19 protein-coding genes are annotated in these 26,665 nt (G+C 46.9%); 9 read left to right on the forward strand and 10 right to left on the reverse strand.

Going from position 1 to position 26,665, the window contains the following annotated elements; translation table 11 throughout:
- Positions 1 to 153: 153 nt before the first annotated feature.
- On the reverse strand, positions 154 to 1,353 hold the full coding sequence (locus AB6805_RS05430) for an acetyl-CoA C-acyltransferase (RefSeq protein ID WP_370908438.1): 1,200 nt from the start codon (positions 1,351 to 1,353) through the stop codon (positions 154 to 156).
- Positions 1,354 to 1,554: 201 nt separating this feature from the next.
- Here AB6805_RS05430 and AB6805_RS05435 point away from each other — a divergent pair, with 201 nt between their 5' ends.
- From AB6805_RS05435 to AB6805_RS05450, 4 genes are all read left to right on the forward strand, one after another.
- Positions 1,555 to 3,483, forward strand: coding sequence for a hypothetical protein (locus AB6805_RS05435; RefSeq protein ID WP_370908439.1), 1,929 nt, complete (start codon positions 1,555 to 1,557; stop codon positions 3,481 to 3,483).
- 149 nt (positions 3,484 to 3,632) lie between these two features.
- Positions 3,633 to 4,676 carry a 23S rRNA (adenine(2503)-C(2))-methyltransferase RlmN gene (gene rlmN, locus AB6805_RS05440; RefSeq protein WP_370908440.1) on the forward strand — a complete coding sequence of 348 codons (1,044 nt, stop codon included), beginning with the start codon at positions 3,633 to 3,635 and terminating at the stop codon, positions 4,674 to 4,676.
- 57 nt (positions 4,677 to 4,733) lie between these two features.
- Positions 4,734 to 6,419 (forward strand): pseudouridine synthase, encoded by a 1,686-nt coding sequence (locus AB6805_RS05445; protein ID WP_370908441.1) that lies wholly within the window; start codon positions 4,734 to 4,736, stop codon positions 6,417 to 6,419.
- Between the two features lie 15 nt (positions 6,420 to 6,434).
- Entirely contained in the window at positions 6,435 to 7,178 is a 744-nt protein-coding gene (locus tag AB6805_RS05450; RefSeq protein ID WP_370908442.1) for an RluA family pseudouridine synthase, read from the forward strand.
- Between the two features lie 45 nt (positions 7,179 to 7,223).
- Here the strand turns inward: AB6805_RS05450 and AB6805_RS05455 are convergent, their stop codons facing one another.
- The 7 genes from AB6805_RS05455 to AB6805_RS05485 form a co-directional block, all read right to left on the reverse strand.
- A complete protein-coding gene (locus AB6805_RS05455) occupies positions 7,224 to 8,945 on the reverse strand; it encodes a metallophosphoesterase (protein ID WP_370908443.1) in 1,722 nt (573 codons plus the stop codon).
- 21 nt (positions 8,946 to 8,966) lie between these two features.
- On the reverse strand, positions 8,967 to 10,511 hold the full coding sequence (locus AB6805_RS05460) for a RagB/SusD family nutrient uptake outer membrane protein (RefSeq protein ID WP_370908444.1): 1,545 nt from the start codon (positions 10,509 to 10,511) through the stop codon (positions 8,967 to 8,969).
- 20 nt (positions 10,512 to 10,531) lie between these two features.
- Positions 10,532 to 13,888: a SusC/RagA family TonB-linked outer membrane protein gene (locus AB6805_RS05465; protein ID WP_370908445.1), complete on the reverse strand. Its 3,357-nt coding sequence runs from the start codon at positions 13,886 to 13,888 to the stop codon at positions 10,532 to 10,534.
- 205 nt (positions 13,889 to 14,093) lie between these two features.
- Positions 14,094 to 15,089, reverse strand: a complete 996-nt coding sequence (locus tag AB6805_RS05470) for a FecR family protein (protein WP_370908446.1) — start codon at positions 15,087 to 15,089, stop codon at positions 14,094 to 14,096.
- A 354-nt stretch (positions 15,090 to 15,443) separates the two neighbouring features.
- Positions 15,444 to 16,007 (reverse strand): RNA polymerase sigma-70 factor, encoded by a 564-nt coding sequence (locus AB6805_RS05475; RefSeq protein WP_370908447.1) that lies wholly within the window; start codon positions 16,005 to 16,007, stop codon positions 15,444 to 15,446.
- 257 nt (positions 16,008 to 16,264) lie between these two features.
- The gene (locus tag AB6805_RS05480; protein ID WP_370908448.1) at positions 16,265 to 16,900 is read right to left on the reverse strand and encodes a peroxiredoxin; all 636 of its coding nucleotides are present in this window, start codon (positions 16,898 to 16,900) and stop codon (positions 16,265 to 16,267) included.
- A 380-nt stretch (positions 16,901 to 17,280) separates the two neighbouring features.
- Positions 17,281 to 17,907: a hypothetical protein gene (locus AB6805_RS05485; protein WP_370908449.1), complete on the reverse strand. Its 627-nt coding sequence runs from the start codon at positions 17,905 to 17,907 to the stop codon at positions 17,281 to 17,283.
- A gap of 139 nt (positions 17,908 to 18,046) precedes the next feature.
- Here AB6805_RS05485 and AB6805_RS05490 point away from each other — a divergent pair, with 139 nt between their 5' ends.
- Positions 18,047 to 19,051, forward strand: a complete 1,005-nt coding sequence (locus tag AB6805_RS05490; RefSeq protein WP_370908450.1) for a helix-turn-helix transcriptional regulator — start codon at positions 18,047 to 18,049, stop codon at positions 19,049 to 19,051.
- Positions 19,052 to 19,099: 48 nt separating this feature from the next.
- Here AB6805_RS05490 and AB6805_RS05495 read toward each other — a convergent pair whose 3' ends face one another.
- Positions 19,100 to 19,822 carry a hypothetical protein gene (locus tag AB6805_RS05495; RefSeq protein WP_370908451.1) on the reverse strand — a complete coding sequence of 241 codons (723 nt, stop codon included), beginning with the start codon at positions 19,820 to 19,822 and terminating at the stop codon, positions 19,100 to 19,102.
- A gap of 110 nt (positions 19,823 to 19,932) precedes the next feature.
- Here AB6805_RS05495 and ade point away from each other — a divergent pair, with 110 nt between their 5' ends.
- Positions 19,933 to 21,573 (forward strand): adenine deaminase, encoded by a 1,641-nt coding sequence (ade, locus tag AB6805_RS05500; RefSeq protein WP_370908452.1) that lies wholly within the window; start codon positions 19,933 to 19,935, stop codon positions 21,571 to 21,573.
- 55 nt (positions 21,574 to 21,628) lie between these two features.
- On the opposite strand, the gene AB6805_RS05505 is transcribed toward ade, so the two are convergent.
- Positions 21,629 to 22,720 carry an anhydro-N-acetylmuramic acid kinase gene (locus AB6805_RS05505; protein WP_370908453.1) on the reverse strand — a complete coding sequence of 364 codons (1,092 nt, stop codon included), beginning with the start codon at positions 22,718 to 22,720 and terminating at the stop codon, positions 21,629 to 21,631.
- 101 nt (positions 22,721 to 22,821) lie between these two features.
- Here AB6805_RS05505 and AB6805_RS05510 point away from each other — a divergent pair, with 101 nt between their 5' ends.
- From AB6805_RS05510 to AB6805_RS05520, 3 genes are all read left to right on the forward strand, one after another.
- A complete protein-coding gene (locus AB6805_RS05510; RefSeq protein WP_370908454.1) occupies positions 22,822 to 24,729 on the forward strand; it encodes a von Willebrand factor type A domain-containing protein in 1,908 nt (635 codons plus the stop codon).
- 43 nt (positions 24,730 to 24,772) lie between these two features.
- Positions 24,773 to 25,426 (forward strand): uracil phosphoribosyltransferase, encoded by a 654-nt coding sequence (upp, locus tag AB6805_RS05515; RefSeq protein ID WP_370908455.1) that lies wholly within the window; start codon positions 24,773 to 24,775, stop codon positions 25,424 to 25,426.
- Between the two features lie 169 nt (positions 25,427 to 25,595).
- Positions 25,596 to 26,609 carry a PorP/SprF family type IX secretion system membrane protein gene (locus tag AB6805_RS05520; RefSeq protein WP_370908456.1) on the forward strand — a complete coding sequence of 338 codons (1,014 nt, stop codon included), beginning with the start codon at positions 25,596 to 25,598 and terminating at the stop codon, positions 26,607 to 26,609.
- The last annotated feature ends 56 nt before the right edge of the window (positions 26,610 to 26,665 follow it).

The following is a 26,665-nucleotide window of genomic DNA, read 5'->3' on the forward strand; positions in this document are numbered from 1 at the left end:
TTTGGATTTTTTTAAGATTTTTAGATTTAATAATTAAGGGAGATAAAAGCGAATATATCCGCTTCTATCTCCCTTAATCCTTTATAAAATCCAAAAGTAAAAATCCAGGTAATCCTTAAAATCAGCGTAATCCTGAGAAAGACAACATCCGCGTTAAACGCGTTCGAACACCATCGCCGCGCCCTGGCCTACTCCCACGCACATGGTGGCCAAACCATATTTGGCGCCGCTTCTCCGTTTCATTTCATGCAGCAGGGTGGCTGTGATACGTGCACCGCTGCATCCCAGCGGGTGGCCAATGGCAATGGCGCCGCCATTTACATTTACGATGTCGGGATTCAATGCCAGGTCACGTATACAGGCGAGCGATTGGGCTGCAAAAGCTTCGTTCAGTTCTGCCAGGTGCAGCTGGGCAGCTGTGATACCGGCACGCTGCAAAGCCTTTGTGGAGGCAGGCACCGGGCCAATCCCCATAATGGAAGGATCCACGCCTGCTACCGCCATACTTTTTATTTGGGCCAGCGGCTGAAGATTAAATTGCTTCAACGCTTTCTCAGATACAATCAATACCGCTGCTGCTCCATCGTTGATGCCGGAAGAATTACCGGCAGTAACTGAGCCGCCTTTTGCAAAGGCGGGCCTTAACCCTGAAAGCTTTTCCAGCGTAGTGTCGCGGGGATGTTCATCTTTTGAAAAAATCACCTGCTCTTCTTTATTGGGCGTGATGGGGACAGCAATAATTTCATCCTGCCATTTGCCGGCATCCAGGGCTTGCCTGTAAAGGGTTTGACTCCGTAAGGCAAAAAGATCCTGCTCCTCCCGGCCAATATTCCACTGGTTCGCCACATTTTCCGCGGTTTCCCCCATGGAAAAAGGATAGTACATATCAGCCAGTTTCTTATTGGTAAAACGCCAGCCGATGGTGGAGTCATACATCTCTGTTTTGCGGCTGAAAGCACCATCCGATTTACTCATTACAAAAGGCGCGCGCGTCATGCTTTCCACGCCGCCGGCCAGGTATACATCTCCTTCACCACACATCACTGCGCGGGCGGCATCCATGATGGCCTGCATACCGGAAGCGCATAAACGATTCACCGTGTTCCCGGCAACCGTTACCGGCAAACCAGCCAGCAACGCAGCCATACGCGCCACATTCCGGTTATCTTCCCCGGCCTGGTTGGCAGCGCCGGCAATTACATCTTCTATTACAGCAGGATCGAGAGAAGGATTTCTTTCCATCAGCGCCTTCAACAGATGAGCCAGCAGGTCATCCGGGCGGACAGTACTCAATGCGCCCCCGTAACGGCCTATCGGCGTACGCACCGCATCTACAATATATGCAACTTGCATGTGGTTGTTTTGGTTTATATGCAAATAAAACACATCCCGCCAACTCAACCAATAAAACATCATCCCCCTTTTGTACGGGAATTCACAAAAACCGCCAGATATAACCCTATTCCCGCCTTCCAGTAATTGTCGCTTGACTCATCACCCTGCCGGGCCTAGTTTTGCCGCTGTCATTAATTCTATCAAAAAATAACCCCAAAAATGAAACACCTTAGTAGCGTGGTGTGGCTGGCAGCCTGTGTGCTCAGCACTACACCTGTAATTGTGAAAGCCCAACAACCCGCGGGCGAAAATGAGACAAACCTCTCCGAACTTTTGTACAGACCGATTAAACCCACTGCCAAAATAATGGAAGGCACGGAACCTTCCCGGCAGGTAGCAACTCCCCGTGGCGCCGTAAACGTAAGAAATCTACGCGCCGCCCCTAAGTGGAACCTGGTTACCAATAACACGGCACAACAAATCAATATCGATAACCTCCAGTTGCTGCCGGAAAAAGTGATTACTGTTAAGAAAGTAAATGCACCCCTGTATTGCACGCCTCCAACAGTAACCATCGGCTGCTGCAGCTATTCCATCAAAGATGAAGTAGCCAATAAAAACCTGATGTATGCCTCGCCTGCAGCAGTGTTCAGCAACGAAACCGATGCCCGCACTTTTGCCAGCAGCCTGTCGCCAAAAGTTCCGTTCTACCTGCCATATACCAACAGCAAGGTATACCCGGCCGGTGCATGGAAATATGATAACGGCAGTGGTCACGGCTCTGTAGACTTCCTAAAAACCAGCGACGCCTACGGCGCCGGCATTGATCCTACTTTTGGCGTATATGCTTCCGCCTCCGGAAAAGTAGTGACCGCCATGTGGGATCCGTTCTTCGGCAACGTGGTGATCATAGAACACAAAGCGGCAGACGGAACATCCTACCGCACTGGTTACTTCCACCTCCGTGGCGGCTTTGATCATGATGTGGCTAATGCGAAAGTTATTAAAGTGAATGACCCCAATGATAAAGATGCCCGCGATACCAAGTATAAAAAATTTGCCAACCTGCCCAACCCATCGCAGTTACTGTGGGGTACCAACGCTCAAAAGCTGAAGGTAAAAGCAGGAGATAATGTATACGCCGGCCAGCAAATTGCCTGGGCGGGTAATACAGGCTTTGGTGGCGCCGGCTGGGGACTTAACCAGGATGGCACCCCTACCAATCCCAATACCGGCAACAACCACCTTCATTTTATGCTGTGGGTGAAAAGCCCCGGTGCGGGCGCCGACTGGATGGAAGTAGACCCCTATGGCGTGTATGCTACCTCAGAAAGCAGCAACAGCTCCTGCTATGAAATAGGCGCCAACGGCGGATTCAACCGCTTCTTTGCACCCTTCTATCCTTCTTTTCATAATGTACCGGTGCAGTATATTACCCAATACTGGGGCTATTATACCGGCATGGGCATGGCGCTGCAAACACTTAGCGTACATAAATCCGGTAACCAATACCTGGCATCCGGCTCTTTCCAGCAGGGACTTCCCGGCGCCTGGTATTGCCGCATTAATATGAACAGCACCCAGTACCAGCAGTACTTCGACGAGTATTACGGAAAAGGATATATTCCCCGGCAGATCTCCGTTACCAACGACAATGCCGGTAATCCGCTGTTTACCGCCATCTGGCAGAAAAGAGGCAATGAAAACTTCGCCGCTGTACACAATGCTACAGATGAAGTATATGCCGCCAAATGGAAAACATATGTAGAACAGCAGAAAATGCGCGTAACCGAACACGTAGTATACTACGCAGGCGGTAAACGCTACCATGCCGGGGTATTTGGCAGCAGCAACCCCGGAGGATTTTACATGTATTATGGCATGAATACCACTGACTTCACCAAGAAGTTCGAGGAATTAAATAAAGCAGGTCTGATGACCGTAAACGTAAACATCGAGGAAAACGGGAGCCAGAATAACGTAGGTGGGCTCTGGTGGCCGAAGAGCAAGGCATACTATTCTTATATGAATATGACCCCGTCCGACTACCAGGCGAAATTCACCGACCTCTCTGCACAGGGATACCGCCTGTTCAGGGTGCAGGGATACGACAATTCCTCCCATTTTGCCGCTATCTGGATGAAATAAGCCGAATACATCATATATAAGCGGATGCCACAGCTGGAAACGGCTGTGGCATTCAGTTTTAAGGGACATTCTGTCAGTACGCCAATATTACGTATCTTTGCCGTTACTTTCCGACTGCCGTAAGGCAGCCAACTGCTCAATTAATGATAATGAAGTCTGACAATAAAAATATCCGGCATTTAAGTTTACCGGCTTTACAGGAATATTTCGGGTCAATAGGCGAAAAGCCTTTCCGTGCAAAACAGGTATACGAGTGGCTTTGGCTGCGGCATGCCGATAGTTTTGAAGCGATGACCAACCTCTCCAAAGAATTACGACAAAAATTAACGGAGCATTTTTCCCTTCCTGCTGTAAAGGTAGACGCCGTACAGCAAAGCAATGATGGCACTATAAAGAGCCGTTTCCGCCTACATGATAATCACCTGGTAGAAGGCGTGCTGATTCCAACAGACAGCCGGCAAACCGCTTGTGTGTCCTCACAGGTAGGCTGCAGCCTGAGCTGTAAGTTTTGTGCCACCGGTTATATGGAGCGCAAGCGTAACCTCGACTACGATGAAATTTATGATGAAGTGGCGCTGCTTAATAAACAGGCCCTGGAATCATCCGGCAAAAAGCTGAGCAACATCGTATTCATGGGCATGGGCGAACCCCTGCTTAACTACAAGAACGTATTACAGGCCATCGAACGCATTACTTCCCCCGACGGACTGGGCATGTCGCCAAAACGTATTACCGTTTCTACCGCCGGCGTGGCTAAAATGATCCGCCAGCTGGGCGACGATAAAGTACGTTTTAACCTGGCATTGTCTTTACACGCCGCCAATGATAAGAAACGCAGCGAAATTATGCCTATCAACGATTCCAATAACCTGAAGGAACTGATAGACGCGCTGAATTACTTCTACAAGGCTACTGAAAACGAAATTTCTTTCGAATATATCCTCTTCAAAGATTTTAACGACTCAAAAGAAGATGCTGATGAGCTGATTAAAATATACAGGCAGGTCCCTGCTGATCTGGTAAACATCATCGAATACAACCCGATTGATATGGCCCGGTTCCAGAAACCGGACGCCAAAAAAGCAGAAGAGTTCATGGAATATCTTGCCAAAAACCGGGTGAACGCAAGGTTGCGTCGCAGCCGTGGTAAAGATATTGATGCTGCATGCGGACAACTCGCCAATAAAGGCTGATTCTATAATAATATATCTACTGGTCATGTACGCATGATCATCAATCAATAATAATTTATGAAGAAAAAACAACCTGCTAAAAAAGGGTTTGGTCCATCAAGGGATAACAAATTTGGTAAAAGCGACAAACCAGCAGGCAACCGCAATCGCTCCTCCGCTGATGGCGAAAGGCCAGGAAGAGCATCTGCAAAAGATAACCGCAGCGCTGACGACAGTTCCTCATCCCGCAAGCCCCGCTTTGGTGGCGAAAGCGCCGGTGATGAAAAACCTGCTTTCCGCAAACGTACTTTCGACAGCAACGGCAGACCTGCCCGTAAAAAAGGCCCGGCTACCGATAGCTTTGGAAACGATAAACCTCAACGCAGCAAACGCAGCACCGGCAGCAGCGAAGAGAAACCTCCGTTCAAACGCAGCTTTGGCGAAAAAGGCGAAGAAAAACGCTCCTTTGGCAGAAGTGATGATAAACGTTCTTTCGGTAAAAGCGACGACAAACGTTCCTTTGGCAAAAGCGATGATAAACGTTCATTTGGCAAAAGTGACGACAAGCGTTCTTTCGGTAAAAGCGACGACAAACGTTCCTTTGGCCGCGATGAGAAACCAGGCGCACGCAAACGTTTCGACAAAGACGAAAAGCCTTTCCATAAACGCAGCAACGACAACGACTTTAAAGACCGGAAAGATAAACCAGATGGCGATCGCGCTTTCAGCGCTTTCAGAAGAGACGGAGAACGCCCGGAACGCGTACGCAGCTTCGATAAAGAAGAAGGCAGTGAAAGAGCTCCCCGCAAACGTACTTACGGTGCAGGAGCAGCTAAAAAAACTGATGACAGCAGCGCGTTTCATTTCCACGGAGAAAAGAAAAAAGGTGGAAAAGAAACTCCCAGTGGCTTCAACCGCAAGAAATTCTTTGATAAAACCAACGAACGCTTCGCCGATAAACAAGATAAAAAAAAAGGCACAAAAGTAAGAGGCGCTAACGACCACGAACATACGAACGAAGGCAAAGAAAGCATATTTGGCCCCGGCGAAATGCCGCTGAACAAATTTGTGGCCCATTGTGGTCTTTGCTCCCGCAGAAAAGCAGTAGACCTGATCAAAGAAGGTAAGGTAACGGTGAATGGCAAAGTGGTTACAGAACCCGCTACCAAAGTCACCAGCAGCGATGTGGTAACTATGCAGGATAAAAAAATCACCCCGACTAAAAACCTGGTGTACATTCTCCTGAATAAACCCAAAGGCTACATTACCACTACCGATGATCCGGAAGGCCGCAAAACTGTAATGGACCTGATCCAGGACGCTACAGAAAATGAAAGGGTATATCCCGTAGGACGCCTCGACCGCAATACCTCCGGTTTATTGCTGCTCACCAACGATGGTGAACTGGCACAACGCCTGGCGCATCCTAAACACAACATCAAAAAGATTTACCAGGTAGAACTGGATAAACCACTGACTAAAACCGACTTCGAGCAAATCATTGCAGGTGTAACCCTGGAAGATGGCGTGGCGCTGGTAGATGCACTGGGTTATGTAGATCCGAAAGATAAAAAGCAGGTAGGCATCGAAATCCACAGTGGTAAAAACCGTATTGTCCGCCGTATCTTTGAACACCTGGAGTATACAGTGGAAAAGCTGGACCGTGTAATGTATGCTGGTCTTACCAAAAAAACACTGAACCGTGGCCAGTGGCGCTTCCTCAATGAGAAAGAAGTGATCCTGCTGAAACACTTTAAAAAATAACTGCCGAATTACGGAATGCGATTATCTGAACATATTATACTAGAAACGCCTGATTTTGTTGTAGTAAACAAGCCTTCAGGAATGCTTACGCTGCCCGACCGTCATGATAATGAGCTAACCTCCCTGATAGCGATCATGAAAAAGGCTTACGGCGAAATATTCACGGTACACCGGCTCGACCGCGAAACCAGTGGCATTATCCTGTTTGCCCGCAACGAAGCAGCGCATAAATATTTCTCGCAGCTTTTTGAAAGCCGGGATGTAAAAAAGTTTTACCTCGGCCTGGTAAGCGGCCAGCCAATGCCTAAGCAAGGAAATGTGAGCGAAGGAATCATGGAGCATCCGGTACAGAAGGGAAAGATGGTTACTAACCGTAAAGGGAAACCATCTTCTACAGATTATGAAGTGCTGGAGGAATTTGGTCTTTACAGCCTGGTCAGGATGCAGATCCATACCGGTCGTACCCACCAGATCAGGGTGCACATGAAGTACCTGGGGCATCCCATTGCGGTAGATGAATTTTATGGCAGCGCACAACCTGTGCTGTTATCCTCTATCAAGAAAAAATTCAAATTAGGCAAGCACACGGAAGAAGAGCGGCCATTACTCAGCAGGCTTGCCCTGCATGCGTCTATGCTAATCTTTAAAGACCCTTCCGGTAAAGAATATACAATAGAGGCGCCACTGCCCAAAGATATGAGCGCCCTGCTCACGCAGCTGCGGAAACACCGTGGTAAGCAGCCGGCAGGCGAAGAATAAAAAAGAAAGGGCCGTGTAATGTACACGGCCCTTTCTTTTTATATTTTATTTTACCAGCTCTGCGGCTTTACCCAGGTTAGCTGCTATTGTGTTCCCGTTTTCAAGATAGATCTTACCATCCCTGTAAACAGCCGGGGATGTTTTCCCATCCCTGCAATAATTTCCCGGAACGGGAATATCTCCTTCCCTTCCCAGCTTGACCGGTTCTTTAAACCTGTCAATAATCCATTCACCGGTTGCAGGGCGGAATACGGCCATTTCTGCCCTGCCATCGCCATCATAATCACCGGGAACGGGGATATCGCCCGGCACATGTTTTAGCTGCAACGGGATATTTCCCAAACTTGTTTGCCACAACGAATTGTCGGTACGAAATATGCCTACATCCAGCATACCATCCCCATCATAATCTGCCGGAACGGGAATCCCGTTTTTATGTCCGAACCGGATGCTGTCCATGCCATCAAAATACCAGGTAAGCGTAGATGGACGATACACTGCCACCTCTGCAAAACCATCACCGTCGTAATCTCCGCACACCGGGATATCGCCCGGCTGACCAAGCGCAACTACTTCCCCGCCCTGCATATAAAACTTACCTTCTGAAGGCCGGAATACCGCAAGCTCCGTTTTGCCGTCCCCGTTATAATCAGCCGGTGCTGGAATATCCCCGGCCTTGCCAAACTCAATATCCTTTTGTCCTGCTATCTTCCATAAGCCACCGGAAAAGAAGGCAATATCCGTAAGCTGGTCATTGTCATAATCGTGGTAGCGGGCTACCGTGGTATGATGCAACCAGGGAAGTGTAAACTCACTATCCGCATCCTTTTCTTCTTCGCCGGTATAAGGCGAAAATGTGCGGACACTGATCAGGTCTTTTGATTTCGAAAACTTCATCAAACGCATTAATCCATGACCGCCATCCGGACGGCTTTGGTAGTCAGATAAAAACGACCGGATAACATTCCCGGCGTAACCATCCTGGCGATACCCCTCACCATTATCCCCCACATGCCCTGATAAGGTTAACATCACATTGGGATAACTTTTTAACCGGTCGAACATACGTTGGGCCTGTTTTGAAAACTTAGGGAATCCCTTCCTGTTGGTACCTGGTGTCTTATTAAAATGAAGGATAGAATGACTCCCCAATATCGCCTTCCTGTTGCTGTATTTTTCGAGCACCTGGCTGGCCCACTTGTTCATTCCTTCAATATCTTCCCCGTAAGAATCGTACTCTAAAAAGATGCTGATAAAGGGAATGCCGCCGGCTTCAAAAAGATCATAGTGACTGTCGTTGTTATCACCATAGTGACCTCCATACCATTTTTTATCTTTAAAATGCCCGATGCCGAAATACTTATTGTACTGATCTGTTTTACCGCTTAGCGGATACTGGCTTTTCGTTTGATCATGATTTCCTACGGCCATGCCATACGGAATCCCTTGCGGATAACCGGGTTGCGGCTTTTCCAGCACATACATGGATGCAGCGGCATTTACCCATTGTTGCGGAAACTTTTCACCGTCGTCAGATATATCTCCCAGGTGAATCACATATTTGATGTTTTCCTTTGCTGCATTTTTTACGATCCATTCTGTTTGTGCAGTAAACATTTCTTTCTTCCCACCGTTCTTCTCCGCGGTATAATACTGGGTATCAGGAAGTATGGCAATTGAAAACTCGTCTTCCTCTTTTTGTTGTGTATTGTTAAAGCTACTGGTAGATAACAGTAGCAGTATACAAAAGCCTCTTTTCATCATCATGATATGCTGGTTTGAAAACTATTAAAAGTACCCGGGGTTCTGGATGATCTTTGGATTGAGCCCGACCTCGTTTTGTGGTATGGGGAACAGCAGGTGATGCTGATCGATCACGTACGCATCTGATGAAAGATAGGGAAGTTGTTCCCTGATTTTTACGCCAAAGGTGTTGATCACAGATATTGCCTTACCACTTCTGAGCAGGTCTGTCCAGCGATGGTTTTCAAATGCCAGTTCCACCCTGCGTTCATGAAAAATAGCGGCACGCAGCTGCGCGGCATCTGTATTTGTGTAATCGGCCAGTCCCGCTCTTCTCCTTACCCGGTTCAGCGGCGCCAGTGCGTCGGAAGATTTGCCCTGTTCATTTAAGGCCTCTGCCAGTAACAATAATGCGTCGGAAAAACGATAAATTGGGAAGTCGTCACCAGATCCGGTAGGTGATTCCAACGGAGCATGCAAATACTTTTTTATGTAGGGAACACCAATTTTCCCCGTTGCAGGAACGTAATTGATGATGCTTTTGGCAGCTGAATAACTAAAATACCTGCTGGCATCGTAAGTCCCTTCAGCAATGCCGATAGATGCATCCAGGCGTTTGTCGCCGGGTTCAAAATCATTGATGAGATCATCGCTGGGCGTATTCCATCCACCTGTGCCCGTATTGTCAATAGAAATACCTGTTAACAGTTTGGTGTCCTTACTTCTTGGTAAAAAATGAAAAGGCAGCACATTAGGCGTAGCTCCTGTTAGTGTACCGCCGAGAAACTGGATCTCAAAAACAGATTCTTTGCCATTCTTATTGGCTGGCATAAACGCATCTGCGTAGTTAGCGTTAAGGTCATAACCCATAGCCAGCATGCTGTTTAACAGCTTTTCCGCGTCCGCCCATTTCTTCTGTAAGGCATACACTTCCGCAAGCAACAGGGTAGCCGAACCTTTTGTAGCCTCTCCTGTTTGCGGGAACTTTGAAGGCGGCGCCAGCTCAGCGATGGCGTCCTGTGCATCAGCAATGATCTGGGCATATACTTCTGCTTCGGTGGAGCGGGCCTTAAATGCGTCTTCCGCCGTGGTTACTTCTTTTATAAACAGTGGAACTCCGCCGTATAACCGTACGAGTTTAAAATAGTTGAGGGCCCTTAAAAATTTCGCCTGTCCATCCAGGGTGGCTTTTACTTCATCTTTAAGATCACTGCCTTTTAATCTTTCAATAATGATATTACAACGGGAAATTCCGGTGTAACTATGCTGCCAGGTGGCGGCAACGTAGGCATTGGTAGAGGTATTGGTAAAGTCGGAGATGTTTTCACGTTCCACGATGGAAGTACCCCTGTTACCAGGTATGGCCTGGTAAATGGTGTTATCAGAATGCATCTCTGAAGTAAAATAATCATTCACAAGCACATCTCTGAGTGGCGCATAGGCAGCCACTACAGCCGATCTGAACTGCTGTTCTGTTTTATAGAATACGCCGTCGGTATACGTATCTTCCGGCGCCCGTTCAATAAAGTCCTTGGTGCAGGATGTTGTTGCTGCACACAAAAGGGCAATCACTGCATATAGCTTTTTCATATTTTGTCAGCGTTAAATGATTATTTAAATGTGGTGGTGAATCCAATAGAAAAGGTTCTTGGTATAGGGTAGGCATTTTCATCTACACCAACACCTGACGTAGGATCAGCTCCGCCCACATTTATTTCCGGATTCATCCCTGAATATCCTGTTAATACAAACGCCTGCTGCACAGAAGCGAACACCCGCAGGTTCTTTATCATTGCATTTCTTACAGGCACGGTGTATCCGAGTGTTATATTTTTAGCGGTCAGGTAAGATCCGTCTTCAATCCACTGGCTGTTTACCTGCCGGCCCATGGCCGTGGTACCTGATTTAGTACGCGGGTAAATACCGGAACCCGGGTTCTCTTCTGAACGCCAGCGGTCGGCCGCTGCGGCTAACAGAAGACGTGAACCGTCCATGTTGGTTTGATACGCCCATTTAGCGGCGTTAAGGATCTTTCCGCCAACAGAAAAGGTCATGTCAATATTCAGGTCAAAGTTTTTATACCTGAAGTTGTTGACGATGCCACCAGTAAATGCAGGTGTGGGATCGCCAATAAAAGTGCGGTCGTTCACGTCGTCAATTACGCCATCACCGTTGATGTCCTTTACTTTTATGGTGCCTATATCCGAGTTACCATTGGGCTTGGCGGTGGTACTTAAATACTTGGGAGAGTTGGCCAGGTCGGCAGCATCTTTATACAATCCTTCAAAAACAAATCCATAAAATTCACCAAGATGATGCCCTACCTGCTGACGGTAATAATCGGAACTCACCGTTACATTTCTCCTGATATAACCGGGATCTACGAGGTTGGTGATCAGGTTCCTGTCGAAAGACAGCACCAGGTTGGTATTCCATTTCAGGTTGCCTGTGAGGTTTTTAGAACTTACAGAGAATTCATGTCCCCACATTTTAAGTTCGCCCACATTAAAAATGATCTGGCTAAACCCGGACGATGTAGGTATGGAACGTTGCTGAATGAGGCCGTCAGTTAATTTGCGGTAGTAATCGTACGTAAAGGTGAGGCGGTTGTCTAATACGCCCAGTTCCAGGCCAATGTCAAACTGTTTGTTACGCTCCCATCTCAGATCCTTATTGGGAAGCCGGTTGATGGTTTGGCCCTGGGTAACCACGTTATTAAAGTTGTAGTAATAAGTACCTATAGTGGCCTGCGGATCATAGTTGCCGGCAAAGAAGTTATTACCTGTGATGCCGTAACTCGCGCGGAGCTTGAGGAAGTTAACGCCTTTTACATGCTTCATAAATGATTCATCGCTAACAACCCAACCTGCGGCTACAGACGGGAAGCTGCCCCACTGAGTATTCATTCCGAACTTTGACGATCCATCGCGCCGGAGTGCTGCCGACAAAAGATATTTCCCTTTGTAATTATAATTCACCCGGCCTATTGTTGACAGCAATGAATAAGATCCCGCACCACTGCTGCCGGTAACACTGGTGGCAGCGCTCAGGTATTCAATATCATCACTAGTAAAACCTAAACCTGTAAGTGTATTGCTATAGCTGCTGAATTCCTGTGCCGAGTAGCCTACCAATGCTTCTATATTATGATCTTTAAAGAAGGTTTTATTATACACCAGGTTTCCTTCTGCGGTCCATGAACCGTTATCAACCGCCGAGCTGGTTCCGGTGGTTTGCCCCTGTGTACCGGTCACTAACCCCGACTGGAAATATTTACGGGTTTCAGCTCCTTTATCTGCCGCCAGGTTAGCCTTGATACTTAATCCTGGTAAGAACTCATAGTTCAGGTAAACGTTACCTAATATGCGCGTTGTTTTATAATCGTCGTTGGTTAATTCATAGGTAGCCAGTGGATTGATATAGGCCACCATACCGGGAGAAGAAACGTTGCGTGTGTAGCTGCCATCTGCATTGTAAGGACTTGCCAACGGGCTTGCCTCGAAAAACCTTTCAAAGTATCCTCCCACGCCATCACTATTCAGCCGGTTATTATGATCCAGCCTGTAGCTGGGCGCCAGGTTAAAACCTAATTTGAGTTTATTGTTTTCAGTAGTAAAATCCTGGTTAAAACGCATGGAATATAACTTGGTGCCGGTATTGATCAACACTCCTTGCTGCTCCTGGTAGCCAGCTATTACGGTGGAAGAAGAGTGTTCGCGGGCCGACCGCACCGTAAGGTCATAACTTTGAATGGGGGCTGTTCTGGTTAACAATTTAAACCAGTTCGTTCCTTCTCCATACTGCTCAGGGTTGTCGTAAGCTGCATGATAATCGGCCGATACTGAATAGCCGGGTTCATACTTCATTCCATCTTCTGCACGTTCTTTCATGAATGTAGCAAACTCTCTTGCCGTCATCATCCTTGGCAGTTTACCGGTAGGAATTTTCTGCAAACCGTAGTAGCTTGAAAACTCAATTTTCGCATCGCCTGGTTTTGCATGTTTGGTAGTAATGAGTACCACACCGTTTGCGGCTCTTGATCCATACAATGCGGTAGCGGAGGCGTCTTTAAGAAAACTATAGCTTTCTATTTCTGCTGGGTTGATGTTGTTGATACTTCCTGTGATGGGGTTGCCATCAATTACAAAAAGCGGCTGGTTGCTCGAGTAAAAAGAGGCGGCGCCGCGGATAATAAAACCCATACCACGTCCGGGCTGGCCGCTGGTTTGTGACACCTGCACACCTGCTACTTTTCCCTGCAACTGCTGGGCAAACTGTGCTACCGGCATATCCTGCAGGGAGGCTGCTTCTACTGTTGCAATGGAACCTGTGATCTCGCGGCTTTTCTGTTTACCGTAACTAACCACCACTTCTGTGAGCTTGTTATCTGCCAGCTGCATGGAAAAATCAAGCGAGGTGGTTTTTCCTTCTTTTATAACAACGTTGTTCGATTTCTGAGACCTGAAAGAAACGTAAGATACTTCCAGTGTATAGTTGCCGGGTTTAAGATTGAACGTATAATCGCCGTTTGCATTGCTTTGAACAACCTGCCCGGTTTCCAGTGCCCTGATGGTTGCACCAGGCAATGGTGCGCCTTTTTCATCCACCACTCTTCCTGATAATTTACCCGGCTCCTGCGGAACAGGTTTGGTATCGATCACCACATAACCTTCTACCAATTTATAATCGAGATTGGTAGATTCCAATACTTTTTCGATCAGGTATTTTACGGTGGAATGATCTGAATCAATACTGATTTTTTGCTTCAGACCTGCCATCAGTTTTTCCGGCAGAACAAACCGGATTCCGCTCTTTGCCTGGATAGTCAACAGGCTTTCTTTCACACTGGCACGATCCAGCTTAACAGCAATTACTTTGTCCAGTTGCTGGGCACGGGCATTTCCGGCCAGCAGCACGCCAATAAATGTGAGCTGTGCGATTAAAAGTATACATGAACATCTCATCATAAACTTAATTGTGGGATGTAATCCTTTTTGCATTAATTTTTGTATTAGTAGTTGGCCCGGCGTCAGCCGGAATCGTTGTTAATTCCTTTCGCTTTATTCTTGTGTTGCCCTGGGCAGGCGAGCTGTTTTCACAACAGCGCATACGATGTCCGTATCCAATTATGGACAGTTTTTTTTAATACATATCGTTTGTATATTTTTAAGTTTAGCGAATAACGACTTCCCCGTTTTTCATTTCATAGCTGAAATGGCCTGCTACGGCCAGCACGTTCAATATTTTATCTATTGGTACCCTGGCATCCAGTGTCAGCGTCATTCTTTCCGCTGATTTTGTGTGTTGCTTAAATGTGATCTTCACATTGTACCACCGCTGTAATACTTCTGAAATATCATTGAGTGAAGTATTGTTAAACGTTAACCTGGCTTCCTTCAGATCCTGCACTTCTTCCGGATCAACTGTTTCCCTTTTAATCTCGCCATGATCAAACAACACTTTCTGTCCGGGTGTTAAAACTGCCAGCGATCTGGAAAAGTCATGGTGTATCTGGTCTACCTTTACTTTACCAGTGGCCACTTCCACCAGTAGTGGTTTATTTTTAAATGCTTCTATTTTAAAAGAAGTGCCCAATACTTTGGTTTGCACATCGCCGGTATGAACGGTGAATGGTTTATGTTTCTCCTTTGTTACTTCAAAAAAAGCTTCTCCATACAAATAGATATCCCTGGTATCCCCGGAAAAATTTTCCGGATATTTCAAGCGACTGCCTGCACCGAGGTATACCACGCTGCTATCAGCAAGCATTATTTTTGACCGCTGTCCATTTGGATTATAGCTTTCTGCGAAAGCCACCTTACGTCCTTCTTTATTACTTAAATAACTGATGGTATAAATACCCATACAAGCCAGGATCAGTCCAATCCAGATGGCAGCATTCCTCAGAGATAGTAAGCTTGTACGCCTGGTATTCACATATCCTATTCTTGCCTGCATTGATTTTTTTAAATCCTGCTGCCGGGGATGAACAGATTTGTTATTTTCAAATGCCGACCAGTCTTTAGCCGCATTTGCCGACAGGATCTCGTCCAGCAGTTTTTCAGATGCGGGATCTTTCAGCAACAGGTTTACCAGCCGCTCCTCTTCAGCGGAACATTCGCCTGCTAAAAATTTCTCAATTAATTCCCGGTTTATTTGTCTTGACATGCTGGTTTAACAGTGTACAAAAGGTCCCTGTTAATCATATAGGGACAAAAAAAATGACGAGGGGCTATTCGCTTTCGAAGAAAAAACAGAAACATAATTTACCGGGAATATTATTATATAGATAAAAAATATCATGGACGAAGACATAATCTGTAACCCAAATCCAGGATTATTTACCTGACTGTATAGCTATTTCAGGACGGGATAGTGTATTGGAAGTGTATTGGAAGTGCATGAGGAGTGCATTGGAAGTGCATCAGGAGTGCATGAAGAGTGCATAGATGCTCCATGGTATACGCAGGTTTCAGGCATGGGAGAAGTAACCCTGAAGTATTGGCTGCATTATCCCGAAGGCTAACCTAACCTGGCATTATGGTTACTAAGCTGCTTTCTGAAATGATTCAGGGAAAACTTAATATGGTTCTTCACGGTATTAACAGAGATCTTGAGGTCATTGGCTATTTCGGCGTGGGTTAAATCTCCTTCCCGGCTCATTTGAAATACAATTTTGCGCTGGGGGCTCAGTGAGTCGAGATGGAAATGATATTTCTCTTCCAGTTCCCTGGAGTCCAGTTCATGATCGGCTGGGGTAGCCACAAAGGAAAGATTATTTTCAATAAATTCTATCGGCGCTATTGAAACTGCTTTTTTACGGATAGCTTTAATCGTAGCGTTTTTGGCGGCTCTGAAGATGTATGGCTTAAATTCGCCCGCTATCTGTAACGTATGTCTTTTATCCCATACCCACATCATCAGGTCCATTATTGCTTCCTCTGCAAAATATTCATCCTTCACATAGCCAAGTGCGTAATTGTACAGTCGTCCGAAATAACGATCAAATAAAGTATTAAATGCTTTGAGATTGTCGTTGGTACATTCTTCCAGTAGCTGCTTATCTGATAGTAATCGATATTCCATAAAAATGGATTGAATGTATTTTTCAGCAAAACTAGCGTCCGGCGGTTGTTTTTGTGCTACGTGGGATGTTAACTGTGCATTAATAAACTGTTACCTCCATATAAACTCTGATGGGGAGAAGTGCAGGGGCTTCCCGGAGCAGTAAGCACCGGCGGGTACAGGGCATAAAAAAAACGGGGAGAAATCCCCGTTTCGTAAAAATCAAAAACCAACCATTAAAAAATCTTTATAGAAGCAGCCTTACGGCTCTTTAAGTATTATTTGTTGGGCTGTGGTGTTGTTCTCAGGTAAGGCTTGATAATTTTGTGGCCTTTCGGAAAACGTGCAGGAATGTCTGCTGTTGGCACCGCTGCCGTAACGATTACGTCTTCACCATCTTTCCAGTCGGCCGGTGTAGCCACGCTGTATTTAGCGGTCAGCTGCAGGGAGTCCAATACGCGGAGCACTTCGATGAAGTTTCTGCCGGTAGAGGCCGGATAGGTGATGATAAGTTTTATCTTCTTGTCGGGTCCTATGATAAACAAGGATCTTACCGTAAATGTTTCAGAGGCATTTGGATGAATCATATCATACAGGTTTGCCACTGTTTTGTTTTCATCTGCAATAATAGGAAAAGTTACGTCACACTGTTGTGTTTCATTAATATCATTTATCCAGCTCAGGTGTTTATCCAATGGATCTACACTGACAGCCAGTACTTTAGTATTACGTTTTGCAAACTCGTCCTTTAACAAAGCTGTTTTACCCAGTTCGGTTGTACATACTGGTGTAAAATCTGCAGGGTGGGAAAACAAGATACCCCAACCTTCACCCAGGTAATCGTAAAAATCTATTTCCCCTAAAGTGGTATTGGCTTTGAAATTAGGAGCAGCGTCTCCCAGTCTTAAACTCATAGCTTACGATTTTAATTGACCAAAAATAGCATTTTCCTACAAAATTTATAGACTTTAAGGGATTTTTTTCAGAATTTTGCGGTTTTTTTTTCCGGGGCAAAGGATTTGGGGGCTAACAAACAATGGAAATCAGGGGTTAATTCAAACGGGATACCAGGGCTAACACCAATGGATATCAGGGGTTAACATAAATGGATGCAAGGCATGGCGGTTAACGTAAATGGATACCGGGGTTAACATAAACAGATGTCCGGGAATTAACATACATGGACATCTGGGCTAACATAAAGGGATGCTTTTTCATCAATGTGCGTCTTTCAGGGTTAACGTAAACGGATTATCAGGGTTTTCAACAGATAAAAAATATGGCTAATAACTATTTAGGTATTTGAGGTATACAGCTGCCAGGCATAATATGCCATACTGAACTTATTATCATCTTCCAGTGCGGCCATTACCCGGGCAGCGTTTTCCCCCAATTCTAATTCGATAAAACCGAGATACAGGTTATATGCGTCATGAAGCATCTGGATACAATACTCCATTTTCTCATTGGCATCGTTTGAATTGTACCGGGCTGCAGGCGGTAAGGTAGGCAGAGTGGGCACCGGCATCTGGATCACACGTTCTATATAATAGCACTCTTCATCGGCATAGGCCTCCCAGTTATCCTCCTGCTGCAAACAGGGCCTCCTCATGTGAAATACGAGGTGGTCGAATACCACGGCTCCGCCCAGTTCTGCTTCCAGGTCAATGATGTCCGGTGTGCGGCGCATGTCTTCCAGCTTCTTTACAATCGTCATCTGCACGGCATCGTGCTTGTCCTGGCTGAAACGCAGCATGGTGTTCATTACTTCGTAAGTAGTTACAAAATCGCAGGGATACCACACCTCATCCAGTAGCGCCTGGCCCCAGAGCGTCAGGTAATTGGAATCATCCATAATGATCTGCCCAATTGAAATGGCCTGTACCTGCGTAATTGCTGTAGTTGTATTTACCTTATTCATAACCATCAGGTTTTAATAACACTACAAATTTACCGGCGCCGCACGCAAGGGATTTGCGTAGTGATCTTTTAATGATATTTTTTTTAATCCTCGTCGCAAAAGCGGGAATTGTTTATTTTTATTATCTAAATTTTATCTTTTGCCAAAGAACAAAGACGCGGTGTCGCGCTACCGCTGGATCGACGAGCGGTTGCGCAGCAAGCAGAAGCCCAAACCTACCCTGGATAACCTGATTGAATATGTATCGGACAAGATGGGCACTGCAATTTCTACCCGCACTATCCAGAAAGATATCCAGGATATGCGCCAGGACCCTGAACTGAACTATATGGCGCCTATCGTTTACGAACGCAGCAGCGGCACCTACCGCTACTCAGACGATAGCTTTTCCATCAGTAATTCCCCTATTGAAGAAGCAGATCTGCAGGGGCTGGAAATTGCCATTGGCATACTGGAACAATTCCGGAGCCTCCCGGTAGTACAGCAGTTTGAAGATGCCATCCTGAAAATTGCCGCCAGCCTCAAAATGAACCGGGAAGCCCTCCAGCATAAAGGACTCATCAAATTTACCCGGGCATCCCACTACAAAGGCGCAGAACATATCCCCGAAATAGTGGATGCCATCAAAAACCTGGAAGTGATCCGCATCGCTTACCAGAGCTTCGACCGCGACGAGCCCAAGGAACACTGGGTGGAACCCTACCACCTCCGCGAATACCAGCACCGCTTTTACCTCATCGGGAAAAGCCAGCAAACCCGCGGTGGCGCAGTGGTTACCTTTGCGCTCGACAGGGTGGTGAAACTCTGGCCCACCAATAAACATTTTGATGAAAAGAATTTTGATGAAGCCAGCTACTTCCAGCATGCAGTAGGCATCACCGTACACGACGGAGATCCCGAACATGTACTGCTGAGCTTTACACCACGGCAGGGAAAATACATCAAGTCGCAGCCCATCCATACTTCCCAGGAAATAGTGGAAGACAACAGTGATGAATGCCGTATATCCCTTAACGTTGTTATTAACCCGGAACTTACCATGACACTACTCAGCTATGGCGCCCAGGTAAAAGTGCTGAAACCCGCACACCTGGCTAAGAAAATGGCTGAAGAAGCCAAAGCCATGGCGGCGTTGTATAAATAATACCGTAGCCCGCTATTGCACCCACCGGCGCAATAGCGGAACAACCTCTTAAAGATTTGGTTTGGTAAACAAACTATCTGCTACCGGCTGATTCGTTTCAATTTTCAGGATATTAATTTTAACTCCTCCAGGGTCCTGCTCTGTAACACCCGGATAAGTAAGCCCCTCCGGCGTTTTCTTGTAGTCAGACAACAACGTTACCAGCTCCATATCCTGTCCCTGTACATTCATATGATTGGTAGCCTTTACCAGCAGATAAGTTTTGGCATCCAGGTAGGCAATACCCGATGTTCCATCCGCTGCCGTGATCTTCAGCTTATATGCCGGCGACCCGTTCACCGAATCCTTCCCCAATAACTCTATCTTTTTACCTTTGTTCTTGTAATCATACAGCTCCCCTCTCACATCCAGCTGGGTTTTCATCAGCTTCAGCATTTCAGGATTCATCTCCTGCGGCGTTGTTTGCTGCATCACCGGCATCAGGCTCCAGCCCGCATTACGGGTTACTACCTGCACATTGCTGGTACCATTCACCGTAAACTCCAGCCGCATGGCTTCATCCTGCTTCACCCACCGCTTTATAGGAACGGATTGCCCCTGTACTTCCATATTTCCCTCTACATACTGCGATTTAATTCCTTTTAACTTCGCCTCACCTCCCATCGCCACAATATTCTTTGCGATCAATTCATCTGCAGATTGCGCACTGGTGCAATAACCAGCGATCAGTAAAGCTGCTAACAGTGTATAAAACCTGGTTCCTGTCATCATAAAAAATTTGTTTTTCCCTGATAAATAAAAATATCCTAAAACACATCCGGCATCTCTTTCCAAAAAATACGCCAGCATTGAAAATACGACCTATTCCTTAGCTTTGCAACATGAATACATTCCAGATCTCAGGCAACCTGGTAGATATACTGCAACAGGAAATATATCCGGCTACTATACATATTACGGATGGTTATATCAGCAGCATTGAACGCAACAATAATCAATATACCACTTACCTGCTCCCCGGATTTACCGATGCGCATGTACACGTGGAAAGCTCTATGCTGATCCCTTCAGAATTCGCCAGGCTGGCCGTTGTACACGGTACTATTGCCACCGTAAGCGATCCCCATGAAATAGCGAATGTGATGGGCGTAAAAGGTGTGGAATACATGCTCGAAAATGGCAGGAAAGTTCCCTTCCGGTTTAACTTCGGCGCCCCTTCCTGCGTACCTGCCACCATTTTTGAAACCGCCGGGGCAGTAGTCACCGTGGCCGATATCGAAGCTTTACTTCAGAGAGATGATATCAGGTATCTGACGGAAATGATGAACTTCCCCGGCGTACTGCATAAAGACCCGGAAGTACTCGCTAAAATAGCCGCCGCCAAAAAAGCAGGCAAACCTGTGGATGGCCACGCTCCCGGCCTCCGGGGCGAAACCGCCGCAGCATATATTGCCGCCGGTATCAGCACCGATCATGAATGCTTTACCATCGAAGAAGCAAAAGACAAACTGCAATACGGCATGCATATCCTCATCCGCGAAGGAAGCGCTGCCAAAAACTTTGAAGCATTGTACCCGCTGCTGCACGACCACGCCTCACATATTATGTTTTGCAGCGACGATAAGCACCCCGACAATCTCGTGGAAGGCCATATTAACCTGCTGGTAAAGCGTGCATTAGCTTATGGCGTTGATCTTTTCAAAGTACTAAGGGCCGCCTGTATTAACCCGGTACTGCATTACAAACTGGACAATGGTTTGCTCCGCGTGAACGACCCTGCAGATTTTATTGTAACAGATGACCTGCAAAACTTTAACATTCTCGCCACTTATATCAATGGCGTGAAAGTCGCGGAAAACGGACAAACGCTGATACCTTCCATCCCTTCATCTCCCGTAAATAATTTTATAGCAGACCCGGTAACAGCTGCCGATTTTCGTATGCCCGTTAACGATAGCAACGCAAAAGAAGTAACGGTGAAAGTAATCGGCGCTATGGATGGGCAGCTGATCACCAATGCCCTTACAGCGGTATTGCCCGTTACCAACGACGCAATAGCAAGTAATACACAGCAGGATATCCTGAAACTTGTAGTAGTAAACCGCTATAAAAAAGCGCCGCCGGCCATGGCATTTATCCATGGCTTCGGCCTGCAAGAGGGCGCCATCGCCTCTTCTGTGGCACACGACAGTCACAACATTATTGCGGTAGGTACCGATGATGAAAGTCTCGCTGCGGCTATCAATACCGTTATTGCAGCGCAGGGCGGGATCAGCGCGGTGGGAAACAATGCAATACATGGACTTCCCCTACCGGTAGCAGGGCTGATGAGTAACCTTGACGGATATACGGTGGCGGCCCAATACAGTGCACTCGACAAAGCCGCAAAAGACCTGGGATCCACGCTGGCATCGCCTTTTATGACCTTGTCGTTTATGGCGCTACTGGTAATACCGCATTTAAAACTGAGTGACCTCGGACTCTTCGATGGAGATAGTTTTCAATTTACAGCAACGCACTAGCGCATAAAAAAGCAGCGGAAAATAACCGCTGCTTTTTTTATGCAATAATATCGGGTTAGTGGGTGGTCCACAGCGCGCCATTAATAGAGTTGCGGGAAGCCCCCGTAACCCCGCTCAGTACATTATCCTCCTGCCTCCAGCGTAATGTTCCGATAAGCGCCATGATCAATGCCTCTTTGAAACTAACAGTTTGCTCATCCGGCACTTCCACGGTAATTCCCAATGGCTCCAGCTGTTCCCGGATCGTATTCACCAGGAAAGTATTAAACGCACCGCCACCGGTCACCAGCATCTTGCCTGGTCCCTCCGGCATTTGTGCCTTCAGCGCTTTTACGGCCCTGGTGATCTGCACGGCGATATGCTCTACATAAGTGCGCAGCTTACCCTGCACGGAAATGCGTAAAGGCGCTATCAGTGGCAATATGGTATGGGTACCAAAATCGTTTGCCAGTGATTTGGGCCACGGTTTGGTGTAATAATCAAGTTGATTCAGCTGTTCCAGCAGGTTGTTGTCGGCCACACCACCGGCAGCCAGTGCGCCACCATCATCGTAGGGTTTATTCAGCGCTGCTGCCAGTGCATTTAGCACCCTGTTGGCCGGACAAATATCAAACGCCACAAACTGTTCCGGCAGCTGTGCCGAAATATTGGCAATCCCACCCAGGTTAAGCCAGTACTGGTATCCCGGTAACAGGTACTTTTCGCCAATGGGAACAATGGGAGCTCCCTGCCCGCCCAATGCTACGTCTACCGCACGGAGGTCGTTGATAACAGGTAACCCTGTTACTGCTGCAATGGCCGCACCATCCCCCAGCTGGGCAGTCATTTGCTGCGCAGGCATATGAAAGGTAGTATGACCATGTGATGCGATAAAATGAATTTTATGATCCAGCTGGTTCTTTTCAATGAAATCCAGGATGCGCCGGCCGGTATAATGGCCGTATGCAGTATGCAACAGCAGGTAATCCTTTGCCGGCAGGGAAGTGGCCTGTGCCAGCTGCTCCACCCATTCCGGCTCATACGGCAGGCTTTCGGAGGCCTTGATAACATAGGTCCATTGTCCGCGTATCTCGGTCAGTTCTGCAAAAACTATATCTAATCCGTCTAATGAGCTACCAGACATGGTGCCAATCACGTTATATACCATCGACAAAAAATTTCAGCAAAGGTAGTTTTAAAATATTTTTTTAACGATTTATGGAAACAGGATCTCCCGGCACATCCTACAGGTAGAAAAACTACTTTGTTATGAAAAAATATCTCTCTTTACTATTGCTCAGCTGCCTGATGGCATTTACTGCCTCCGCCCAACAGGTGCGGGTTATCACGGGTATTGTAACAGACAGTTTGCTTAAAAGCCCCCTCGCCAATGTAGTGGTACGGGTAAAAGGCACAGACGTATTGACGGCCACGGATAAAAAAGGGGAATTCAGCCTGAAAACTCCCACAGGTGCGCTAATACTCGAAATAAACGCTACCGGCTATCCATCGGTGGACGTAGCCGTGAATGCCAGGCAAAACAAATTAACTGTACAATTGACCAGGCCACAGGTGTCCGATAGTCAACGCTTAACGGAAGACAGGGTAATCGGGGCATTGCAGGGCAAAGTTGCCGGTGTTACCAACTCGGCGCTGTCGGAAGTGGTAGTGGTAGGTTATGGTGTGCAGCGCCGGAAGTCCGTAACCGGTTCTGTTACCAGGATCAGGGGAAACAAAATGAACTACGCTCCTGCTCCGGTTTACAACACAGAGGACTACAGCCCCATTAACGAAAACATTTTCCACTCCGCCACAGACCAGCCGCTGAGTACTTTCAGTATTGATGTGGACAGGGCCTCCTACAGCAATGTGCGCCGCTTCCTGAACCAGGGCATGATGCCCGAGCCGGATGCAGTGAGAGTGGAAGAAATGATCAATTATTTTGACTATCAATACCAGGCGCCGGAAGGAAAAGACCCGGTAGCTATTTATACCGACATGGCAATTTGTCCCTGGAACGCCGCGCATCAGCTGATACGCGTGGCCCTCAAAAGCAAACAGGTGGATACCCGCGAGCTCCCTCCTTCCAACCTGGTTTTCCTGATAGATGTTTCAGGTTCCATGTCGGGTGAAAACCGGTTGCCGCTTGTTAAGCGCGCCTTTGCGGTTTTAACGGAGCAGCTTCGCCCGGAAGACAAAGTAGCGATAGTGGTATACGCCGGCGCCGCAGGAGTGGTGCTCCCGGCCACCAGTGGCAGCGATAAGAAAAGGATCCTGGCCGCACTGGATCAGTTGGAGGCAGGCGGTTCCACTGCCGGCGGTGCAGGCATACAACTGGCCTACGACATTGCCGGTGAACTGTATTCCAAAAACAGCAATACCCGCGTAATACTGGCCACCGACGGCGATTTCAATGTAGGGGTTTCCAGCGACGGTGAACTTACCCGGATGATCGAAGAGAAAAGAGAAAAAGGTATCTCTCTTTCTGTGCTGGGTTTTGGTATGGGTAACTATAAAGATAATAAACTGGAACTGCTGGCAGATAAAGGCAATGGTAACTATGCCTATATTGATAACTTTGAAGAAGCCCGCAGAACCTTTGTGACCGAATTTGGCGGCACACTTTTTACCGTTGCAAAAGATGTAAAACTGCAGGTAGAATTTAACCCGCAATTCGTGCAGTCGTACCGGTTAGTTGGTTACGAAAACCGCGTGCTGGCCAATGAAGATTTCAACAACGATAAAAAAGATGCCGGAGATATGGGCGTAGGCCATACTGTAACCGCCCTGTATGAAATTATCCCCACCGGCACAAAGGGAACGGCCGTAAACTGGGTAGATCCGCTCAAATACCAGGAAGGCAAAGTGATTGGTAATAAATCCGAAGTGCTTACCGTAAAGCTGCGCTACAAACAACCTGATGCCAAAAAGAGCATATTGATGGAGAAGGTGTTGCCCTACAGCAACCAGGAGATCACTGAAGCTCCGGAGGATTTCCGGATGGCCGCTTCCGTAGCAGCTTTCGGGCAGTTATTACGCAACTCCGCGTTCAAAGGCACCGCCACCTACAACCAGGTATTATCCTGGGCAGGCAATTCCAAAGGAACAGATACCGAAGGCTATCGCGCTGAATTCATCCAGCTGGTAAAAAAAGCGATGCTGCTGGACAAACAGTAGTTCCACTATTTTTCGGTAATTTGCGGCCTCAAAGGGATAGCTCATGATTATCAATTTAAGTGAAACCAATTCATTGGTGGGAGAATGGTTAAGCGAGATCAGGAATATAGATGTTCAGCAGGACCGTATGCGCTTCCGGCGTAATATGGAACGGTTGGGAGAAGTAGCTGCATATGAGATCAGTAAAACACTGAGCTACGAAGAAAAGGAAGTAACTACCCCCATGGGCATTGCTACCTGCCGGGTGCTGAAATCACAACCGGTACTGGCTACTATCTTACGCGCTGGGCTGGCATTACACCAGGGATTGCTGCACTACTTCGATAAGGCAGACCATGCGTTTGTTTCTGCTTACCGCAAGCATAATCACGACGGCACTTTTGATATCAGCCTGGAATATGTGAGTACTCCTTCTATCGATGGACAGGTGCTTATCCTTTCCGACCCGATGCTGGCCACCGGCTCTTCATTGGTAAAAACGATAGAACACCTCGAGGAAATAGGTAAACCCAGTCATATCCACCTGGTGGTCGCTATTGCCTGTACTGTAGGAATCGAATATGTATTACGCAACACCAAGGCAAGTTTAACCATCTGGGCTGGTGATATTGATGACGAATTAACCGCTAAAGGCTACATAGTACCAGGGCTGGGAGATGCCGGCGATCTGGCTTTCGGAAATAAATTACAACAATAACCTTGAATAATCGTTTTACGAATAGCAGTTTTGTATCTTTAAAAAGTACAAAGCTGCTATTTGTTTTTTGCAGGACCGGATCGCTTATACATGAATTTAATTTGAGATATGATTTAATTAGTGTACCTTCACCCGTATTGCATAAACCCTATGCTTTAAGCTTAATGATATGAAAAGAGCTTTACTATTCCTGGCCATATTACTTTATTTTAATCCGTTGCGGGCGCAGGACCCGCACTTTTCGCAGTTTTTTGCGTCGCCGCTAACCCTTAACCCAGCGTTTACAGGTTTATTTTCAGGAGATTATCGTTTATCCGGTAACTACCGGTCACAATGGAGAAGCATTTCCACTCCCTTTGTAACAGGTACTGCCGCCATTGATTTCGGCATTTTGAAAAACGTTATTTCTTATACCGATATCTGGGGCGTGGGCCTGATGGCAATGTACGACAGAAGCGGCGGTGGGGCGCTCACATCCAGCTACCTTTCCTTCAGCACAGCCTATCACAAAGGCCTGGATCCGGAAGGCAATCATACCCTGGCCATCGGCTTACAGGGTACACTGGTGCAGAAAAGGATAGACAATACCAAACTGCAGTTTGAAAACCAGATCGACAACAATGGGTATAACCCTATGATTCCCAGCAATGAAACGCTGGTAAATCCAAAAATTTCCTACTTCGATCCCAATATCGGGATCCTCTACAATGGTTTAATCGGCGAAGCATCCAATATTTACATGGGCGCCTCCTATTATCATATTACCCAACCTACCGAATCATTCATGAACCTTACCCAGAACAGGCTCAGCTACCGCTGGACCTTACACGGGGGCGGTTCTGTTCCCGTAAACGGGCAAGACAGGTTCCATGCCAGCATCCTGTACATGAAACAAAGTACTGCCTCTGAATTCACCTTTGGTGGCGCCTATGGCTTCATGCTCAACGACATGGACGATAACCCCACCACTTTTTACCTGGGTAGCTGGTATCGACTGAAAGATGCCGTTATCCCCTATGTAGGCCTCGAAATAAAAGGCTTCCAGATAGGCCTTACCTACGACACCAACGTTTCCAGCCTGAAACCAGCCTCCAATTACCGCGGTGGCCTGGAAATTTCACTGATCTATATCCACACCCGGAACGAAAACAATAAATACAAAACGCTCTGTCCACGTTTCTAGGACAATGCCTTTCCTGATAAAATAATTATCCTGATTTGAGAGATCATAGCAACAAA

The organism is Chitinophaga sp. RCC_12, from assembly GCF_041360695.1.
Classification (GTDB): Bacteria; Bacteroidota; Bacteroidia; order Chitinophagales; family Chitinophagaceae; genus Chitinophaga.

Coding starts and splice junctions, on each gene's coding strand:
- AB6805_RS05430 (WP_370908438.1), bottom strand. CDS start 1,353: ATGCAAGTTGCATATATTGTAGATGCGGTGCGTACGCCGATAGGCCGT.
- AB6805_RS05435 (WP_370908439.1), top strand. CDS start 1,555: ATGAAACACCTTAGTAGCGTGGTGTGGCTGGCAGCCTGTGTGCTCAGC.
- rlmN (WP_370908440.1), top strand. CDS start 3,633: ATGAAGTCTGACAATAAAAATATCCGGCATTTAAGTTTACCGGCTTTA.
- AB6805_RS05445 (WP_370908441.1), top strand. CDS start 4,734: ATGAAGAAAAAACAACCTGCTAAAAAAGGGTTTGGTCCATCAAGGGAT.
- AB6805_RS05450 (WP_370908442.1), top strand. CDS start 6,435: ATGCGATTATCTGAACATATTATACTAGAAACGCCTGATTTTGTTGTA.
- AB6805_RS05455 (WP_370908443.1), bottom strand. CDS start 8,945: ATGATGATGAAAAGAGGCTTTTGTATACTGCTACTGTTATCTACCAGT.
- AB6805_RS05460 (WP_370908444.1), bottom strand. CDS start 10,511: ATGAAAAAGCTATATGCAGTGATTGCCCTTTTGTGTGCAGCAACAACA.
- AB6805_RS05465 (WP_370908445.1), bottom strand. CDS start 13,888: ATGATGAGATGTTCATGTATACTTTTAATCGCACAGCTCACATTTATT.
- AB6805_RS05470 (WP_370908446.1), bottom strand. CDS start 15,089: ATGTCAAGACAAATAAACCGGGAATTAATTGAGAAATTTTTAGCAGGC.
- AB6805_RS05475 (WP_370908447.1), bottom strand. CDS start 16,007: ATGGAATATCGATTACTATCAGATAAGCAGCTACTGGAAGAATGTACC.
- AB6805_RS05480 (WP_370908448.1), bottom strand. CDS start 16,900: ATGAGTTTAAGACTGGGAGACGCTGCTCCTAATTTCAAAGCCAATACC.
- AB6805_RS05485 (WP_370908449.1), bottom strand. CDS start 17,907: ATGAATAAGGTAAATACAACTACAGCAATTACGCAGGTACAGGCCATT.
- AB6805_RS05495 (WP_370908451.1), bottom strand. CDS start 19,822: ATGATGACAGGAACCAGGTTTTATACACTGTTAGCAGCTTTACTGATC.
- ade (WP_370908452.1), top strand. CDS start 19,933: ATGAATACATTCCAGATCTCAGGCAACCTGGTAGATATACTGCAACAG.
- AB6805_RS05505 (WP_370908453.1), bottom strand. CDS start 22,720: ATGGTATATAACGTGATTGGCACCATGTCTGGTAGCTCATTAGACGGA.
- AB6805_RS05510 (WP_370908454.1), top strand. CDS start 22,822: ATGAAAAAATATCTCTCTTTACTATTGCTCAGCTGCCTGATGGCATTT.
- upp (WP_370908455.1), top strand. CDS start 24,773: ATGATTATCAATTTAAGTGAAACCAATTCATTGGTGGGAGAATGGTTA.
- AB6805_RS05520 (WP_370908456.1), top strand. CDS start 25,596: ATGAAAAGAGCTTTACTATTCCTGGCCATATTACTTTATTTTAATCCG.